Annotated in this window: 15 protein-coding genes and 2 tRNA genes; 3 read left to right on the forward strand and 14 right to left on the reverse strand. The window is 55.0% G+C overall.

Translation table 11 applies throughout. The features are described from left to right. Positions 1-4 precede the first annotated feature (4 nt). Both hflX and hfq read right to left on the reverse strand, forming a co-directional pair. Positions 5-1132 carry a ribosome rescue GTPase HflX gene (hflX, locus tag NMK_RS17575; protein WP_109017079.1) on the reverse strand — a complete coding sequence of 376 codons (1128 nt, stop codon included), beginning with the start codon at positions 1130-1132 and terminating at the stop codon, positions 5-7. Then, on the reverse strand, positions 1132-1374 hold the full coding sequence (hfq, locus tag NMK_RS17580) for an RNA chaperone Hfq (RefSeq protein WP_109017080.1): 243 nt from the start codon (positions 1372-1374) through the stop codon (positions 1132-1134). Before hfq ends, hflX begins: the two co-directional genes overlap by 1 nt. 136 nt (positions 1375-1510) lie before the next feature. Here hfq and NMK_RS17585 point away from each other — a divergent pair, with 136 nt between their 5' ends. Beyond that, the gene (locus NMK_RS17585) at positions 1511-2923 is read left to right on the forward strand and encodes an MBL fold metallo-hydrolase RNA specificity domain-containing protein (RefSeq protein ID WP_109017081.1); all 1413 of its coding nucleotides are present in this window, start codon (positions 1511-1513) and stop codon (positions 2921-2923) included. Here NMK_RS17585 and gltX read toward each other — a convergent pair. The 12 genes from gltX to NMK_RS17645 form a co-directional block, all read right to left on the reverse strand. Next, positions 2920-4311: a glutamate--tRNA ligase gene (gene gltX, locus NMK_RS17590; protein ID WP_109017082.1), complete on the reverse strand. Its 1392-nt coding sequence runs from the start codon at positions 4309-4311 to the stop codon at positions 2920-2922. The genes NMK_RS17585 and gltX overlap by 4 nt on opposite strands. 113 nt (positions 4312-4424) lie before the next feature. After that, entirely contained in the window at positions 4425-6320 is a 1896-nt protein-coding gene (locus NMK_RS17595) for a SurA N-terminal domain-containing protein (protein WP_109017083.1), read from the reverse strand. A 126-nt stretch (positions 6321-6446) separates the two neighbouring features. Next, a tRNA-Asp gene (locus tag NMK_RS17600) sits at positions 6447-6523 on the reverse strand. A gap of 51 nt (positions 6524-6574) precedes the next feature. Next, positions 6575-6650: transfer RNA gene (locus tag NMK_RS17605), tRNA-Val, on the reverse strand. 20 nt (positions 6651-6670) lie between these two features. Then, complete coding sequence (locus NMK_RS17610) at positions 6671-6943, reverse strand: HU family DNA-binding protein (RefSeq protein ID WP_109017084.1); 273 nt, start codon at positions 6941-6943, stop codon at positions 6671-6673. Between the two features lie 142 nt (positions 6944-7085). Further along, complete coding sequence (gene lon / locus NMK_RS17615) at positions 7086-9521, reverse strand: endopeptidase La (protein ID WP_109017085.1); 2436 nt, start codon at positions 9519-9521, stop codon at positions 7086-7088. A 113-nt stretch (positions 9522-9634) separates the two neighbouring features. Beyond that, the gene (gene clpX / locus NMK_RS17620; protein WP_109017086.1) at positions 9635-10903 is read right to left on the reverse strand and encodes an ATP-dependent Clp protease ATP-binding subunit ClpX; all 1269 of its coding nucleotides are present in this window, start codon (positions 10901-10903) and stop codon (positions 9635-9637) included. 45 nt (positions 10904-10948) lie between these two features. Beyond that, complete coding sequence (gene clpP, locus NMK_RS17625; protein WP_109017087.1) at positions 10949-11593, reverse strand: ATP-dependent Clp endopeptidase proteolytic subunit ClpP; 645 nt, start codon at positions 11591-11593, stop codon at positions 10949-10951. Further along, complete coding sequence (tig, locus tag NMK_RS17630) at positions 11593-12906, reverse strand: trigger factor (protein ID WP_109017088.1); 1314 nt, start codon at positions 12904-12906, stop codon at positions 11593-11595. Before tig ends, clpP begins: the two co-directional genes overlap by 1 nt. An 80-nt stretch (positions 12907-12986) precedes the next feature. Then, complete coding sequence (locus NMK_RS17635; RefSeq protein ID WP_109017089.1) at positions 12987-13400, reverse strand: group II truncated hemoglobin; 414 nt, start codon at positions 13398-13400, stop codon at positions 12987-12989. 4 nt (positions 13401-13404) lie between these two features. Further along, positions 13405-14604 (reverse strand): formate-dependent phosphoribosylglycinamide formyltransferase, encoded by a 1200-nt coding sequence (purT, locus tag NMK_RS17640; RefSeq protein ID WP_109017090.1) that lies wholly within the window; start codon positions 14602-14604, stop codon positions 13405-13407. Positions 14605-14753: 149 nt separating this feature from the next. Then, entirely contained in the window at positions 14754-17009 is a 2256-nt protein-coding gene (locus NMK_RS17645; protein ID WP_109017091.1) for a TonB-dependent receptor, read from the reverse strand. Between the two features lie 166 nt (positions 17010-17175). Here NMK_RS17645 and NMK_RS17650 point away from each other — a divergent pair, with 166 nt between their 5' ends. Together NMK_RS17650 and NMK_RS17655 are read left to right on the forward strand one after the other, a co-directional pair. Then, positions 17176-18528, forward strand: coding sequence for an ATP-binding protein (locus NMK_RS17650; protein WP_109017092.1), 1353 nt, complete (start codon positions 17176-17178; stop codon positions 18526-18528). Continuing rightward, positions 18525-19169, forward strand: coding sequence for a response regulator (locus NMK_RS17655; protein WP_109017093.1), 645 nt, complete (start codon positions 18525-18527; stop codon positions 19167-19169). Before NMK_RS17650 ends, NMK_RS17655 begins: the two co-directional genes overlap by 4 nt. Positions 19170-19215 lie beyond the last annotated feature (46 nt).

Raw genomic sequence — 19215 nt, forward strand, 5'->3', positions numbered from 1 at the left:
AAAATTAAACCGCAGCCAGAGTGGACTGCATTTGTTCTGTATGGGGCTGATGACGTTCGCTGAGGACTTGTCGAATCAGTTCGATACCGGCGCCAGTCTTGGCCGAAACCCAAACTTTGCAAATTTTACCATATTCGTCGCGTTCGAAACCCGGCTCCACGCTTGCTTCGTCGATCTTGTTCATGACTAATAGCTGCGGCACATCCTGTGCGCCGATTTCACGCAAGACCTTATTGACCTCGTCGATCTGCTCGTCCCGCGACGGACTGGCCATATCCACGACGTGCAGCAACAGATCAGCCTGTGCTGCTTCTTCGAGCGTAGCACCGAACGCCTCGACCAATGTGTGCGGTAGATTACGGATGAACCCAACCGTATCAGATACCACCACTGGGCCGCATTCAGGGATGAATAATTTCCTGGAAGTAGTATCCAGCGTGGCAAACAACTGGTTAGCAGCATAGACGCCAGATTGCGTCAGACGATTGAAGAGTGTCGATTTACCGGCATTGGTGTAACCCACCAGGGATACTGAGAGCACACCCGAACGCTTGCGAGCCCGGCGTTGCATACCGCGCTGCTGCGCCAGCTTGGCGAGTTTCTCCTTCAACATCTTGACGCGCTGACGAATCATGCGGCGGTCGAGCTCGAGCTGGGTTTCACCCGGGCCACCGCGCACGCCGATACCGCCCTTTTGGCGTTCCAAGTGGGTCCAGCCGCGAATCAGCCGTGTTGAAAGGTGTTCCATTTGCGCAAGCTCGACTTGCAGCTTGCCTTCGTGACTTTTTGCCCGCTGGGCAAAAATATCGAGAATAAGTCCTGTACGGTCAACCACCCGGCATTCCAGCGTCTTTTCAAGATTGCGCTGTTGAGCCGGGGATAGCTCATGGTTGAAAATTGCGACTTGCGCCTGACCATCGCGCAAGGCTGCGGCAACTTCTTCGGCTTTACCGCTACCGACAAAAAGCGCTGCGTCCGGTTTTGCACGCTTGCCTTCTACGACACCGCGCACTTCCAGTCCGGCACTGGCGACCAGGTGATGCAACTCCGCCAAACTATCTTCGTAACCTGCCTCGCCGAAGTCGAGGCTCACCAAGACAGCGGCATTGCCGCCACCATGACGTTCAAACATTAGTCCTCTGCAGCCTCCACGCCATGGGGAATGCTAACTGCACGCCCAGGCACAATGGTAGAGATTGCATGCTTGTAAACCATTTGAGTAACGGTGTTCTTCAGCAACACTACGTATTGGTCGAACGAGTCGACTTGTCCCTGCAATTTGATACCGTTGACCAGATAAATGGAAACCGGCACATGCTCCTTACGAAGCGTATTCAAAAACGGGTCTTGGAGCGTTTGGCCCTTGATAGTCATGTGATTCTCCCTCTTTTATGGGGTTATGATTACAGAAAAAGATTACAAACTTTACGCGAAATTTCCCCATTCCGCTACATAAAGCAAAGCGCTTCATGATACCGTTATTGGGATTCTTTTGGCTATGACAAGACCTATGGACTTAAGTTTTTACGGCGCTGCGGGGGAAGTCACCGGCTCCTGTTTCCTGGTTCGTACGGAAAAAACGCAATTTCTCGTCGATTGCGGCATGTTTCAAGGAGGCCACGAAGCGGACCTCAAGAACCGCCAGTTTCCTGCATTCGACATTACCGCCATCGATTTCGTCATTCTCACCCATGCTCACATCGACCATTCCGGGATGTTGCCCCAGCTGGTATCGCTGGGCTTCAACGGGCCTATCTATTGCACGCCTGCAACAGCAGACTTGATCGCTGTCATGCTACGAGATAGTGCTCATATTCAGGAAAAAGAAGCCGAATGGGAGGAAATCCGCCGCCAGGAAAATCACCGCGCATCGCGTATGCCACCCGCCGAACCCTTGTATACACTGCAAGACGTCGAGGATTGCCTGAAACTTGTGACCAGGCAAGACTACGACACCGAAGCCAGCCCACACGCTGATGTTACCTTCACGTTCCGCGATGCCGGCCACATTCTCGGCTCGGCCATTGTTGAGCTATGGCTTGACGATCTTGGGGAGCGCAAAAAAATCGTATTTTCCGGCGATCTCGGACAACCCGACCGCCCCATTCTTCGCAACCCCACCCCAATCGCCAATGCCGATATCTTGCTGATCGAATCGACCTATGGCAATCGGTTGCACAAACAGCTGGATCAGACTATGGACGAATTCGTTCACGTCCTCAACGATACCTTGCACCACAAACACGGCAATGTGGTGATACCCGCGTTTACGGTGGGTCGCACCCAGGAAATCATTTACCTGCTCGTCGATTTGACGCGACAGGGACGATTACCGCCTGGGCTAAACGTCTACGTCGACTCTCCGCTTGCACTCTCTGCTACGGAAATTACCATGCGTCACGCCAACTTATTCAACGAGGAAGCCCAGAAACTCGTGGCATGGGGCGAGGAGCATCCAAACAGCATGCCCAACATCCGCTTCGTTCAAGACGTGACGGAATCCATGGCGATCAACGAAATTACCTCAGGCGCCATCATCATTTCGGCCAGCGGCATGTGCGACGCGGGGCGCATCAAGCATCATCTGCGCTGGAACCTGAGTCGCCCGGAATGCAGCATCGTGATTACCGGCTTCCAGGCGCAAGGAACACTGGGCCGACGGCTGGTCGACGGTGCCCGCCTCGTCAAGCTTTTTGGAAGGGAAACACCAGTGCGCGCCGGGATTTATACGATTGGGGGATTGTCAGCGCATGCGGACCAGGCCGCGCTACTAGCATGGCTCAAGCATTTCAAGAAAGCTCCACAGCAGACGCTGGTTGTGCACGGGGAATCGGCAACAGCGGAAATTTTCGCCAATCGGGTCCAGGACGAACTGGGATGGAACGTCCGGGTCCCCGAATTGCACGAAAGAATCGAGATTTAGCTTAAATAGCCTTTGATGCGGCGTAACGTCTCATCGCGCCCCAGCAGAGCAAGCACTGCATCCACGCTCGGCGTCTGCGCAATGCCAGCCACCATTACGCGCAACGGCATGGCGATTTTAGGGAACTTGAGACCATTGGCCGTGACGGCTTCCTGAATGGCATCATGCAAGGCCTCTTGCGTCCAAGGCAACCCAGCCAGCTTTTCAGCCAGCCCTTGCAATGCCGGGATAACGTCTGCGCTCAGATGCTTTTCCAGCAGTTCCGGGGTCGCGTGGATTTGCTGGTAGAAGTACTCAACGGCATCCGTGAGTTCGTTCAATGTGGAAGCACGCTCCTTGTAAAGCCCCACTACTCCTTCCAAATCCGGACCGCCATTAGTGCCGATACTGCGCAAGCCTAAGCGCTTAGACACTTCGGAGGCCAAGCGCGCGTTATCAGCCAGTTTCAGGTAATGCGCATTCAGCCAGTTCAGCTTTTCGGTATTGAATTGTGCGGCGGAAGGCGTGATATGGTCGAGGTCGAACCATGAGCAGAACTGCTCCATATCGAAAATCTCGGCATCGCCATGCGACCACCCCAAGCGCGCCAGGTAATTCAGCACCGCCTCAGGCAAGTAGCCGTCTTCGTCGTACTGCATCACGCTAACTGCGCCGTGGCGCTTGGACAACTTCTGGCCGTCGTCGCCCAAAATCATCGACAGATGCGCATACTTGGGCACCTCGGCACCGAGTGCCTTCAAAATGTTGATTTGGCGCGGCGTATTGTTCACATGGTCGTCACCGCGGATCACATGGGTGATTTTCATATCCCAATCGTCGACGACTACGCAGAAGTTGTAGGTCGGGGTGCCGTCGGCACGTGCAATGATGAGGTCATCCAGTTCCTCATTGGCAATCGCAATACGGCCCTTTACCTGATCGTCCCAAGCGACGACACCATCCTTCGGATTCCTGAAACGGATCACGGGTGACACACCCTCCGGCACAGCCGGTAAACTCTTGTCAGGCTCCGGACGCCAAGTTCCGTCATAGCGCGGCTTTTGCCCTGCAGCCATCTGACGTTCGCGCATGGCCTCAACCTCTTCCTTGCTGCAATAGCAGTAGTAGGCCGTTCCAGCGGCTAGCATGCCTTGAATCACTGCCTTATAGCGTTCCATACGCCGCATTTGATAGAACGGACCCTCGTCGTAGCCAAGACCCAGCCACTCCATGCCATCCAGAATGGCCTGGACGGCTTCTGGCGTAGAGCGCTCAAGGTCGGTATCTTCTATGCGCAAGATAAAACTGCCGGCGTGTCGGCGGGCATAAGCCCAGGAAAACAGGGCAGTACGTGCACCGCCGATATGCAGGAATCCGGTGGGACTGGGGGCAAAACGAGTTCGAACCATATCTGAAACTTCCATCAAAAACTTAAGCGGATTTTAACCGGTTCAACCGGTTAGCCGCTCGATTTCATAAAGAAAAAGGCGGCCGCAGCCGCCTTTTCCGTCCAACCGAATGATTACTGCTGCGGGTTGCGTGCCGCCATCAAGTCCTGGTTGACCTTGATGCTGGCATGTCCGCGCAACGACTTCATGAAAGTCGTGAGATATTCCGAAGCCAGCGCTGCTTCGTATTCAGTCGCAGCCGTCTTCTTCGCGTCAGCATCCAGTTGCTTAGAGCCATCTTCAACAGCCGTCAGGCGAATCAGCACATAACCGCCGTCCTTGCCTGCTGCGCCAACATAGGCGGGCAGCTTGGAAGCATCCATGCGAAACGCTTGCTTCATCACGCTATCTGTCAGACCTTGCGGATTTTGACGATCGATCTTGACTGGCGTCGTCCAGCTAATGTCGCCTCCGTTGCCGCCCTTCTTGAGTTCAGCCAGCGACTTTTCGCCTTGCTGGGTTGCCAATTTGGCCGCCTGCTGATGCTTCAGCTTGTCTTCGATACCAGCCTGAACTTCTTCGAAGGATTTAACGCTGGCAGGACGAGCGTCGGTGACACGCGCTGCCACCAGAGTGTTGGGCGATACTTCAACGGCCTCGGTATTCCGCTTATCCTTGCGCACCTCATCCGAGAAAATCTCGTTAGCCAGCTTGTCGCTCTTGAAGAACTTGGCAGCATCGTCGCGCGAAAGCCAGTCGCTCTTCTGGACCTGCACACCGTAATCTTTGGCTGCACCATCTAGAGTGTTTGACTGTTCGTACACTTCATTGCTGAAGTTGTCCGCGGTCTCGGAGAATTTCGCCAGAGCCTTCTGATACATCAGCTCAGCACGAATCTGGCCTTTGACCTGGTCGAACGATTGAGCAGCGCCCTTGACCTCATTCAGCTTGATGATGTGATAACCGAATTCAGTTTCGATCGGACCGCTAATGCTGCCAGGAGACATTCCGAACAAGGCATCTTCGAAAGGCTTCACCATCAGGCCGCGTTTAACGAAGCCCAAATCGCCGCCGTTTACTGCCGAGCCTGGATCCTGGGAGTACTTCTTGGCCAGTTCCGCGAATTTTTCCGGTGATTTTTTAACCTCGGTAAGAATCTCATCGATCTTCTTTTTGGCCTCAGCCTTGGCAGCGGCGTCCTTCTTGCCACCGAAGGTGACCAGGATATGGCTGGCACGACGCTCTTCATCGCCTTGGAACTTGGCGGCATTCTCTTCGTAGAACTTCTTGGCCTCTTCGTCACCTACGCGCATAGAGGTAATCATGGCGTTGGCCGAAAACACGACGAAGTCGAGCTTAACCTGCTCTGGCACGCGGAATTCTTCCGGATGCTTGTCGTAATAAGCCTTAACCTCGACCGGATCGATCTTCACCTGACTGAGGAAATCATCAGGACGATAGGAATAGACGCTGACTTCACGCAACTGATGCTGAACGAGTAGAGCGCTTTCAGCTTCGGTTTTCGGAATGAAAGCCAAGCGTGAAATGCTATTTCGCACTTGCTGCGTTAACAAATCGCTGCGCATCAGCGCCTCGAAACGACTAGGCGTCAAACCGTTCTGAGCCAGCACCTTGTCGTACTGGTCTTGAGAGAATTTGCCGTCTTTCTGGAATTCAGGCAGCGTCACAATCATCTTGGAAAGTTGCTCATCAGAAACGGTGTAACCGCCCTTGCGCACTTCCTCGGAAAGCAGCTTGTTGTTAATCAGCTTGTCGAGGATGCTGTTACGCACCTCGGGATTGTCCATGAGATTGGGATCAGGCTTTTCCATGCTATCGCGGAAATCCTGCATCGCCTTGGTGAATTGCTGAACCGTGATGGTATCGCCGTTAACCTTGGCCACCGAGACATTGGAACCGGCTTGGCGAAGATAAGAGTCGACGCCCCACAACGCAAATGGGACAGTGATCATTGCCAGGATGAGCTTGGCAATCCAGCTTTGCGAACGCTCGCGTATTGCTTCCAACATAATGATAAAGCCTCAGAGACTTGGGGAAGAACAACAAAACCGCGATTATGCCACAGCCTTGTTCAGCCTCGCGAGCGTTCTGCAGAAACAAAAAAGGCGAGCCGTTTAAGCTCGCCTTTTCTGATTTGGCGGAGTGGACGGGACTCGAACCCGCGACCCCCGGCGTGACAGGCCGGTATTCTAACCAACTGAACTACCACTCCAAAAACTTGCACTCCAAAACTGTTTGTTGCTTTTGAATGATTGAAGGTTTTTGGTGGGTGCTGAGGGGATCGAACCCCCGACATTCGCCTTGTAAGGGCGACGCTCTACCAGCTGAGCTAAGCACCCAATCAATCAACAACAGCCCGCTAGTTTACAGCATCTTTGAGTGCTTTGCCAGCCCTAAATTTGGGGGAATTTGCAGCATTGATCTTGATGGTGGCGCCGGTACGGGGATTACGACCATTACGCGCAGCGCGCTTACCAACATAAAAGGTACCAAAACCGATGAGAGTTACCAATTCGCCCTTCTTCAAAGCTTTGCCGATTGCAGCAGTTGCAGCGTCTAATGCACGTCCCGCAGAAGCCTTGGAAATATCAGCCCCCTTGGCGATTTGATCGATGAGTTCAGACTTGTTCACGTGTAATCCCCTTTCCACATTGTTTAAGTGAATGGCAAACACAAACACACCTGCCAACGGCTTTATATCAAGCCGCAAAAGCCCGTGTCAAGGCTTTTGCGGCTGAGTTTCAAGGGGAAAAAACTACACTTTTTTCAGATTGTTAATGCTTGACTACACCGGCCGACTCGCTTTGCGTTTCAGCGGGGGTCAGTGCAGGCACGGCGGGGGTATCGGCCAACTCTTCCGGCACGCGTTCGAGCGCGATCTGCAAGACATCGTCGATCCACTTAACCGGATGAATATCAAGATGATTTTTGACGTTATCCGGAATATCCACCAAGTCTTTCACGTTCTGCTGCGGGATTAGTACCGTCTTGATCCCGCCGCGATGCGCCGCCAACAACTTTTCTTTCAGACCGCCGATCGGCAACACTTCGCCACGCAAAGTAATTTCGCCCGTCATGGCAACATCGGCCCGTACCGGAATATTGGCAAGTGCCGACACCAACGCCGTGCAGATACCGATACCTGCCGAGGGACCATCCTTAGGCGTTGCACCCTCGGGCAAGTGGATATGAATATCGTTCTTCTCATAGAAGTCGGGGACGATACCAAGGCGCTTGGCACGGCTACGCACGACCGACAGGGCGGCTTGGATCGATTCCTGCATTACCTCGCCCAACTTGCCCGTGGTAATGGTCTTGCCCTTGCCCGGTATTGCAACCGTTTCGATGGTGAGTAATTCGCCGCCAACCTCGGTCCACGCAAGGCCGGTCACCTGACCAACCTGGTTTTCCTTGTTGGCAATACCGAAGTCGTAACGGCGCACACCAAGGTATTTATCCAGATTGCGGGGGCTAACCGTAATCTTGCGACCGACCGCTTTCTTGCCCTTGGCAGTCAACAACTCCTTCACCACCTTGCGGCAGATCTTGGAAATTTCGCGTTCCAGGCTACGTACACCGGCTTCGCGAGTGTAGTAACGTACGGCGTCACGGATCGTCGCCTCGGAAATGGAAATCTCCGATTCCTTCAAGCCATGCGTCTTCAACTGCTTGGGCAGCAGATAATTCATGGCGATATTGACCTTCTCGTCTTCGGTATAGCCGGCAAGACGAATGATCTCCATACGATCCAGCAGGGGCGCAGGGATGTTCAAGGAGTTGGCGGTCGCCACGAACATTACATCGGACAGATCGTAATCCACCTCGACGTAGTGATCGGAGAACGTGTGGTTCTGCTCCGGGTCCAGCACCTCCAACAAGGCGGAGGAAGGATCGCCGCGGAAATCCATGCCCATCTTGTCCACTTCGTCCAGCAGGAACAACGGGTTCTTCACACCGACCTTGCTCATGCTTTGCAACACTTTGCCTGGCATAGAGCCGATGTAGGTGCGGCGATGGCCGCGAATTTCAGACTCGTCTCGTACGCCGCCCAGCGCCATGCGGACGAATTTACGGTTCACCGCCTTGGCAATGCTTTGCCCCAGGGATGTCTTACCCACGCCCGGAGGGCCTACCAGGCAAAGGATAGGCGCTTTCAACTTGTCGACGCGCTGCTGCACAGCGAGATATTCGATGATGCGTTCCTTGACCTTTTCCAGACCGAAATGGTCGGAGTCCAGGACTTTTTCGGCCGCCCCAAGATCCTTGCTGATCTTGGTCTTTTTCTTCCACGGCAGACCAGTCAATGTTTCGATGTAATTACGCACCACTGTCGCTTCCGCAGACATCGGCGACATCATGCGCAGCTTCTTCAGTTCACCCTCGGCCTTGGCACGCGCATCCTTGCTCATGCCGGCTTCCTTGATCTTGCGCTCGAGCTCGTCCATCTCGGCATTTTCGTCCTGCTCGCCGAGCTCCTTCTGGATCGCTTTTACCTGCTCGTTGAGGTAGTACTCGCGCTGGCTCTTCTCCATCTGGCGCTTCACGCGGCCACGGATCCGCTTTTCAACCTGGAGGATATCCAACTCGGCTTCCAGCAAGCCCAAGAGGTGCTCGAGCCGCTTGGCAACGTCGAACATCTCGAGAATGCGCTGTTTCTCCTCGAGCTTGAGCGAGAGATGCGCCGTGATCGTATCGGCCAGACGACCGGGATCGTCGATACTGGAAAGCGAGGTCAGGATTTCCGGCGGGATCTTCTTGTTGATCTTGACGAACTGATCGAATTGCGCAAATACCGCACGCATCAAAGCCTGCACTTCACTGTCTGCCTCGGAAGCGGTTTCCACCGGGGAAATGCGCGCAGCAAAACTGTCTTCGCGTTCGACGAATTCCAGCACGCGCGCACGGCTCACGCCTTCCACCAACACCTTCACGGTGCCGTCCGGCAGCTTGAGCATTTGCAGAATCGTCGCCAGCGTACCGATTTCATATAGATCGGCTGGACCCGGATCTTCCTGGTTTGCCGACTTTTGTGCTACCAGCAGAATCTGCTTCCCATTTTCGACAGCCAGTTCCAAGGCACGAACCGATTTGGCGCGACCAACAAACAAGGGAATGACCAGATGCGGGTACACCACGACGTCGCGCAGCGGCAACAGCGGGAGGAAATCGGCTTCCGTAATGGGTTTGGGGCTGGACTCTTCGTTAGACATGCGTGCTTCCTTCAGTCATAAATAAGCGGCGACCATCACAGGACATGAACTGTCGCACACCTAACATGTGGGGGCTGCGACGGGCAAATCAAGCCCGTCGCGCCTTGTTGTGATTATTTTCCGGATTCGACGCGTTTGGGAGCGTCCGAGTAAATCAGAATCGGCGGATTGTCGCCGTTGATTACGCCTTCGTCTACGACCACCTTGCTGACATTCTTCATGGTCGGCAGATCGAACATGACATCCAGCAGCGAGTGTTCCATGATGGAACGCAAACCGCGTGCGCCAGTCTTGCGCTCCAAGGCCTTCTTGGAAATCGTGTGCAATGCCGAATCGCGGAATTCCAGTTCAACGCCTTCCATGCTGAACAACTTCTGGAATTGGCGGGTCAAGGCATTCTTGGGCTCTACCATGATTTCCATCAAGGCAGCCTCGTCCAAGGATTCCAGCGTAGCCACAGCAGGCAGACGACCCACGAATTCCGGGATCAAGCCGAACTTGATTAAATCTTCAGGTTCAACATCGCGCAGCACTTCGCCAACAGCCTTCTGGTCATCCTTGCTCTTAACTTCAGCGCCGAAACCGATGCCACCCTTTTCAGAGCGGCGTCGAATTACCTTTTCCAGGCCATCGAATGCGCCACCGCAAATGAACAGGATATTGGTGGTATCGAGCTGCACGAAATCCTGGTTGGGATGCTTGCGACCGCCCTGCGGAGGCACGGAAGCAACCGTACCTTCGATCAGCTTGAGCAAGGCCTGCTGCACACCCTCGCCCGATACGTCGCGGGTGATCGAGGGATTATCGGACTTTCGTGAAATCTTATCGATTTCGTCGATGTAGACGATGCCGCGCTGCGCCTTCTCGACGTCGTAATCGCATTTTTGCAGCAGCTTCTGCATGATGTTTTCGACGTCTTCACCCACGTAACCGGCTTCGGTCAACGTCGTTGCATCGGCAATGACGAAAGGCACGTCGAGCAAGCGAGCCAAGGTCTGGGCCAGCAAGGTCTTGCCGGAACCGGTCGGTCCGATGAGCAGGATATTGCTCTTGGAAATCTCGACGTCGTCCTTGCCCTTGCCTGTCTGTTCCAGACGCTTGTAGTGGTTGTACACCGCCACAGCGAGAATCTTCTTGGCGCGCACCTGGCCGATCACATACTGATCTAGGATGTCGCAGATTTCCTTGGGCGTGGGCAAGCTGTCGCGACGTGCCTTGACGCCATCTTCCTGAACTTCCTCGCGGATGATGTCGTTGCACAGATCGACGCATTCGTCGCAAATGAATACCGATGGGCCGGCGATGAGCTTACGCACCTCATGCTGGCTCTTGCCGCAGAAGGAACAATAAAGCAGCTTTTCGCCGTCGGATTTGCTTGTCATGAAGTTTCCTTAATACGAACCACTAAACACACCTGCAAAAACATCTTATACAGCATCGGCACGCGTGCCAATCACTTTGTCCACGATACCGTACTGCATGGCCTGCTCGGCGCTCATGAAATTATCGCGATCGGTATCGCGCTCGATGGCCTCGACCGGCTGACCGGTATGATGCGCCAGGATTTCGTTGAGACGACCGCGCAAGTACAAGATTTCCTTGGCGTGAATCTCAATGTCGGACGCCTGCCCCTGGAAGCCGCCCAACGGCTGGTGAATCATCACACGCGAATTGGGCAGGCAGAAACGTTTGCCCTTCGCACCTGCCGTCAGCAGCAGGGAACCCATGCTGGCAGCTTGGCCGATGCACAGCGTGCTCACGTCCGGCTTGATGAATTGCATGGTGTCGTAAATTGCCATGCCGGCCGTCACGGAACCGCCGGGCGAGTTGATGTAGAAGAAAATATCCTTGTCGGGATTTTCCGCTTCCAAGAACAGCAACTGCGCCACGACCAAGTTGGCCGTCATATCGTTCACCGGTCCAACCAGGAACACCACGCGCTCCTTGAGGAGGCGCGAGTAGATATCGTAAGAGCGTTCGCCGCGACCGCTCTGTTCGATAACCATCGGGATATAGCCCAAACCTTGGGGCTCCCAATGGTTTTGCATCTCGAATTTACTTTCAATGCTCATCAAGCTTGCTCCTTGGCAGCCATCAAATCGTCGAATGCAACTTCCTTGTCGGTGACCTTGGCGCGTTCCAGCACCCAATTCACCACGTTTTCTTCCGTGGCCATCGCAGCCGGCTCGTTCAGGCGCTGCGGGTCGCCGTAGTACCAGTTCACCACTTCTTCCGGTTGCTCGAAGCTCTTGGCCCATGTATCGATCATGGCGCGAATCTGTTCCGGCTTGGCTTGCAGCTCGTTCGCACGCACCACTTCCACCATGATGAGTCGCAGTTTGACGTTGCGTTGCGCCTGTTCTTCGAACATGGCCGGTTCAAGGTTGATCTGACCGGCATCCAGACCACGACGCTGCAAGGTTTGCTGAGCGGTTTCCATCAAGCGACCGACTTCGATCGTCACCAAAGATTTTGGCAACTCAACATCAATTGCGTTCACCAGACCACCCAGCACTTGGCTCTTCACTGCAGCGCTGATGCGCTTGTCGACTTCTTGATCCAGGCTGTCCTTGATCTCGGCGCGCATCTTGGCGATGTCGCCATCTTCCACACCCAGTCCCTTGGCGAAATCGGCATCGATCTCGGGCAACTTGGGCGCAGACACCGAGGCCACCTTCACTTCGTACTTGGCCGTTTTTCCGGCCAGGTTGGCATTGTGATAATCCGCAGGGAAATTGAGTTCGAAAGAACGGCTTTCACCGGCCTTGGCACCGACGATGTTCTTGTCGAAGTCCGGCAGGCGGCCTTCTTCGCCCAGCACCAACGGAATGGTCTGGCCCTTGGTATCTTCGATTTGTTCGCCGTCGATCTGGGAGCTGAACTCGATGCTCACGCGATCGCCCATTTCGGCACCGCGCTCAACGGTTTCGAACACCGCGCGTTGCTTGCGCAAGACTTCAAGCGTCTTGTCGATTTCAGCGTCGCTCACTGCGAGCTTGGGACGTTCGATAGAGACGCCGGACAGATCGCCGATCGCCACTTCCGGGAACACTTCGAACGTTGCCACATATTCGTAATTCTCGGCATTGTCCGCCATCGGCTTGGGCTCGATGCTGGGGTAACCGGCAATGCGCAGACCTTCTTTGTGGACGGCATCGCTGAAGGTTTCTTCCACCTTGCTGGAAAGCACTTCCTGGCGCACTTGCGGACCGTATTGCTGTTCCACCATCTTGAACGGCACCTTGCCGGGGCGAAAACCGGCCATCTTGACCGTCTTGGCCAGGCTGTTAAGGCGCTTGCCGATCTCTTCCTCGATCGGCTGCATTGGCATCGCCACCGTCAAACGGCGCTCAAGGTTGCTGATATTTTCAACGGTTGCTTGCATGTTCTTTCCTTAAATCGAAAAAGCGACAATCACTGCCGCCGGCTGATGAAACTCATGATTCTAGCACGAAGGATCATCTGCTATTCCGTCTTGTTGCGCATGAAGTCGGCAACGCCCCACAATGCCTCGGAGAACTTGAGTATCGCCTTTTCTTCCAGTCCCACGTCGTGCATAGCGCGGATCATGCAATACATCCATTGATCGCGTTCATCCTCGCCGATGGGGAAAGGCAAATGTCGCGCACGCAGCATGGGATGACCATAGCGTTCGATATAAAGTTGCGGTCCGCCCGTCCAGCCGGTCAGGTACATGAACAGCTTTTCACGCGCCGATGTCAGGTCTTCCTGATGCATCGCGCGAATCCCGGCGGCCTTGGGGTCGGTATCCATCACATCGTAAAAACGCTCGACCAACGCCCTGATCGTGTCGGTTCCACCTATTACTTCAAAGAATGTCGTTTTTACTTCACTCTTCTCTTCGGTTGCAGCGCTCAAGACATTAACCCTTTACCGGTCTGACAAAATTCGCGGCCTGCTTGGCTCGCTCCCTGGCGACATTAACATCCTCGCCCCCCGCCAAGGCAACGCCCATGCGGCGTCGCTCGAAGGATTCCGGTTTTCCGAACAGGCGAACATCGCTTTCCGGCACCGACAACGCTTGCTCCAGCCCCTCGAACGCGATGCCTTGACCGTCCACACCTCCATAAATGACGGCACTGGCACCCGGATTTTTTAGAGCGACGTCTACCGGCAGCCCCAAAATGGCTCGTGCGTGCAGTTCGAACTCGGACAACCGCTGGCTCGCCATCGTCACCATTCCGGTATCATGCGGCCGTGGGCTGACTTCTGAGAACCAGACCTGATCGCCCTTGACGAACAACTCCACACCGAACAAGCCCAAGCCGCCCAAGCTGTCCGTCACCGCCTTGGCAATCTCGCGGCTGCGCTGCAAGGCCAGGGGCGACATAGGCTGGGGCTGCCAGCTTTCCACATAGTCGCCCTTGACCTGCACATGCCCGATGGGTTCGCAGAAATGGGTTTCCACAGTACCCGCAGCATTCTTGGCGCGCACAGTCAGCAACGTGATCTCATAATCGAAATCGATCTGCCCTTCCACAATCACCTTGCCCTTGTTCACCCGTCCGCCTGCCGCGGCGTAGTCCCAGGCTGCGGATACTTCGTCCGCCTTGGTTACGCGGGATTGCCCCTTACCCGAAGACGACATCACCGGTTTGACGAAGCATGGATAGCCGATACCACCATCGATAGCCGTCTGCATTTGTTCCAGGCTTTCGGCAAACGCATAAGGCGAAGTCGGCAACCCGAGTTCTTCCGCCGCAAGACGACGGATACCTTCGCGGTTCATAGTGAGCTGCACTGCCTTAACTGTTGGGATGACAGTCGCCAAGCCTGCGGATTCGATCTCGGCCAGGGTATCAGTGTTGAGTGCCTCGATTTCCGGGACGATCAGGTGTGGCCGCTCCTGTTCTACCAGCGCTTTCAAGGCTGCGCCGTCCGCCATATTGATGACGTGAGAACGATGCGCCACCTGGTGGCCGGGGGCGTTTGGATAGCGGTCGACTGCGATCACTTCGACGCCCAGGCGTTGCAGGGCGATGATGACTTCCTTGCCCAACTCGCCGCTGCCGAGCAGCATGACACGAGTGGCCGAGGGGCTGAGAGGGGTGCCGATTTTCAAGGGAAACTCCAGCGGAAATTGCAAATTTGAATGGTGCTGAATAGTAACCCGCTGGGGGGGGTGCCGTCACTAGCGGCGGGGATTTTGTACTGACCGCCCAATAAAAAAGCCCGGCACAAGGCCGGGCCGGAATTGCCGGGATTAAAGCGCTAATCGTTATCGATTCTGGCGCCGGCTGAGCCTTTGGGACGACCGAATTCATAGGTGACACCTACCCAACCTGCACGCGGTGCGGCTGGTGAACGGAATTGCTCATCCTGTCCATTGAAAATATTTGTGCCCAACACCCCGAAGGTTTCATAGTCGCGGTCGAACACGTTATTGATTTTGGCGAATACCTTCCAGCTGTCATTGATCGCATAGTGCGTATCGAGGTTGACCACAGTGTAGCCAGGCACCTTCCCGTTGATATCCTTGTTGTTCTCGTCTCCACGCGCGTATTGGCCTGCGGCCATCACAACATTGCTCCCCACACTCCAGTTCGACGTAACTTCATAGCCGACACGCAGCTTGAGTGTTTGCCTTGGAATGCCGGGAATCTTGTCGCCCTTGGTCACAGGAATCTTACCCGCCCCGTCAGCTGTACTATTACTGGGCGAACCAACTACGAAATCGGACTGGTAAGTTGCATCCACAAAGCCGTAGTTGGCCGCAAAACTGAAGCGCTCGACCTTGCCGTTCAAGCCTAGCTCTACACCCTGCCGTTTGGTATCACCCACGTTCTTGAAGAACCCCGTAGACGTCGCATTGCTGGCGATGAACTGGATGTCGTTGTTGTTCACAGTGCGATAAATGCTGGCGTTCCAGCCCAAGCCCGGTATCAGTTTTCCACGCACCCCGCCTTCCCAGGTTTTGGAGACAATCATGTCGAGATGCGGGTCTGCCGCGAAAGCATTCGGCAGTGCGCAAGGACGAGACTCATCGGCGCAGGACAACTCAACTGGCGTCGGTGCGCGCATCCCCTCATTGTAGCTGCCGTAGAACCCGAGCGACTGGCTTGGGTTGTAATTCAAGCCAATAGCGGGATTAAAACGGCTGTAACGATGATTGCCGCTCAAGTCAGACGTTTTTGGCGTCAAATTATCGTCAAAACTCTCGCCGGACAAATGAATTTTTGCAAGGTTGTATCTGCCGGACAAGGTTGCATGCAATTGATCGGTGATGGAGAACGTATCCGTAGCATACACACCGTAATAATCGTTACGAGCATTGAGACGAACCCAGGCAATTTCGTCTACGCCAGGGTCATTGACTGTCTTATTGCCAATGACGCTGGCTTGCGCTGTATCACTGGTGAAATCGGTTCTGCCGGCATCCAAGCTTGCACCGACGGTAAACTGATTCTTATGCCCAACCAAATCCTTGAGCAACGTCATCTGCAAGGCTCCGCCGAAACCGTCTTGGTCGGTAGAGGTAGAAATATTGGCGGAATCTCCTGGGGCTAACGTTTCCGCATTGCTGTTAAACCCGGTAATCCGGTTATGTCGGTAATACACATTCCCCGCCACCAATATATCGTCCGTGAAAAAGTGGCTGCCTTTCAAATTGACCATCGCCAAATTGTTACCGATGGAATCGGGATAGGTATAGGCTTGATGACGGTTATTGAGCATTGAGCGGGGTAATGCTTGCGTCCCTTCCATATCGGTATCGGCGAACATGACGGACAGGTCCAGGTCGCTTTTCTCATCCTGCCAGCCCACCTTGCCAAACAATTGATTCACTTCGCTCTTGGAGTGATCGCGCCAGCCGTCTTCCTTGAAGGTATTGCCAGAGATGAAATAATCGATGCTCTTGTCTGCGTTGGCGCCCCCGGTTTCGACTTCGAGTGCACGACGCCCCCACGAACCGCCGTAAGCTGTCACCGATGTGCCCGGGAATTCTGAGCCGCTCTTAGTATTGACCGACAATGCGCCACCGAGCGTGTTCAGGCCGAATACAGGATTAGAGCCTGGAACAAGGTTGATACTCGCGATAGCGTTTGGCGGTAGCAAATCCCAGTTCACCACATCGCCAAATGGCTCGTTCACACGAACGCCGTCCATGAACACTGAAAGTCCCTGCGGCGTCCCGAGCAACGGCGATGCGGTAAACCCGCGGAAAGCGACATCAGGTTGGTAAGGGTTGGCAACACTGTTACTCGTGCTCACCGACCCCAGGTTGTTATCGAGAAACTCCGAAACATCCAGGTTGCGCTGTTCTGCGATGGACTTCGCAGATGCGGTTTGCACATTGGCCGGCACTTCATTGATGGGCGTACCGATACTGGGCAAGGGCGTGGTACTCACCACATCCACAGCACCCGTTTCCAGCACTTCGGCCTGGTTGGCGGCGTGGACGTTTTGAATCATACAAATGGCGCCGGCGACGGCGAGAACCAGCGTTTTGACACGAACCTGATGCATGTTTTCCTCGATAAGCTGCAAAAGTGTTAACAAAATTTTACGCAACTCTAACAAATGGTCCGAGCCGGCACATTAGGAAAAATTCCCGACCTGCACAGGGTTATTTCACTTCCCTCCCCGCTGCCGCTATAGTTCACCTGCCCATGCCATTCATGAAAGCCTTACCGTGAGTCTCAAGCTCCGCCTCAACCTCATCATTACCGGCCTGTTGATGCTGATCGTCCTGGCCGGAACGATCCTGACGCTGATCAATGCCCGTCAGAACGTTCGCGCCGAAGTTGCATCGGCTGAAAGGCTTGCGCTCTACCTGTTCGATACCGCCTTGTTCAACAACAGCGCGCTAGTATTGCGCAACGACGAAGGACGTCCCTTCCAACTGCAACGGCTGGACCACATGCGGCATTTGCATATCGAATTTCGCGATCTCCAAGGCCACGTGCTGGACAGCAATCAGCCCCGCTCGCCGCGCCGGGTACACAGCGAAGCGCCGGATTGGTTCGAAGCGCTGCTCAACCGCATCACCCCACCCTGGGAATCGCAAATACGCCATGTCGAATATCGGGGACAACTCATCGGCCAACTGGTCATTACGCCCGACCCCACCTACGAATACGCCGAAATCTGGAAGCAGATCACCGACTCCACCACGCTAGCGATCATATTCTTCGTCTCGGTCAACCTGATGATTGCCTGGGCAGTGGGCCAGGCGCTCAAGCCCACCGAGAATATCCTGCAAGCGCTCAACGAGCTGGAGCGCGGCAATCTGAAAGCCCGCCTGCCCGGTTTCGACCTGCCGGAACTTGCGCGAATCGGCGAGAAATTCAACCGCATGGTGGAAACGCTGGAACTCAGCATTTCGCGCAACCATCGACTGACCCAGCAACTCATCACCTTGCAGGAAGAAGAACGCAAGAGCCTGGCACGCGACCTGCACGACGAGTTCGGCCAATGCCTGACCGCGATTCACACCGATGCCACCGTGGTGCTGCGCCAGGCCGAAACCAAATATCCGGAAATCAAGGACAGCGCCGCAGCCATCAGCGAGCTGTCGCGCCACCTGATGGATCTCGTGAAGGGTCTGCTGCAGCGCCTGCGTCCCGGTATCCTTGACGAATTGGGATTGGAAGCAGCACTGCATGATCTCGCAGACACTTGGCAATCACGCAACGAGGACGCTGAGATTCAATTCAGCAGCCACGGAATTCCACCAGTCATTGCCGAGACGACGGAGATCACGGCCTATCGACTGGTGCAGGAATGCCTCACCAATGTCACCCGCCATGCCCAGGCTAAAAATGTCACGGTGACCATCGAGCGGGAAATTCGCAATGAATCGATCGACCTACGTATCAGTGTGCGCGACGACGGCAAAGGCTTCGACCCGAACCGTACGGACGGAATGGGATTGCCGGGCATGCGGGAACGTGTAGAGGGATTGGGCGGCGGGCTGATTGTTGATAGTAGCCTGGGCCAAGGCACGGAAATTCGGGCCTGGATTCCTGTGAGGGATGAAGCATGAGCACGATCCGCTTTAGAATCTTGCTCGTCGACGACCACGCCGTGGTGCGTTCCGGCATTCGGCGCCTGCTGGAGCAGCACACCGGGTTCGAAGTCACCGCCGAGGCCGACAGCGGCGAACGCGGATACCAATTATTCGGTGAAACGCTGCCCGATGCTGCTGTCATGGACCTCACCATGCCCGGCATGGGCGGCATGGAAGCCATACGCCGCATCATTGCCCGCCATCCCGCTGCGAAGCTGCTCGTGCTCTCGATGCATGAAAACGCCGCGTTCGCCAACCAGGCGCTCAAGGCCGGTGCCAAAGGCTACCTGGCGAAAAGCAGCCTGGCGGAAGAACTGGTCGATGCGCTGCAAGCCATTGTACGTGGCAAGACCTACCTCAGCCCCGAGATCGCTCGCAAAATCGCCATGCAAACCCTGCAGGACAAAGGCGATCCGATACAACAGCTATCCGCCCGCGAGTTTGAGATTTTCCGCCTGCTGGCCGAGGGCAAGGAAACTGAAGATATAGCACTGGCGCTCAAACTTAGCGGCAAAACCGTCGCCAACTACCAAACTACCATCAAGCAAAAACTCGGCATCAACAGTCCAGTCGAGATGGTGCGGCTGGCTATCCGCCATGGCGTGATCGAAAGTTAGTCCGGACGGGAAAGAATCCCGGCCAACGGAAGGAAGTTTTCCCTCG

The sequence above is a fragment of the Novimethylophilus kurashikiensis genome (assembly GCF_003112435.1).
GTDB classification, from domain to species: Bacteria; Pseudomonadota; Gammaproteobacteria; order Burkholderiales; family Methylophilaceae; genus Novimethylophilus; species Novimethylophilus kurashikiensis.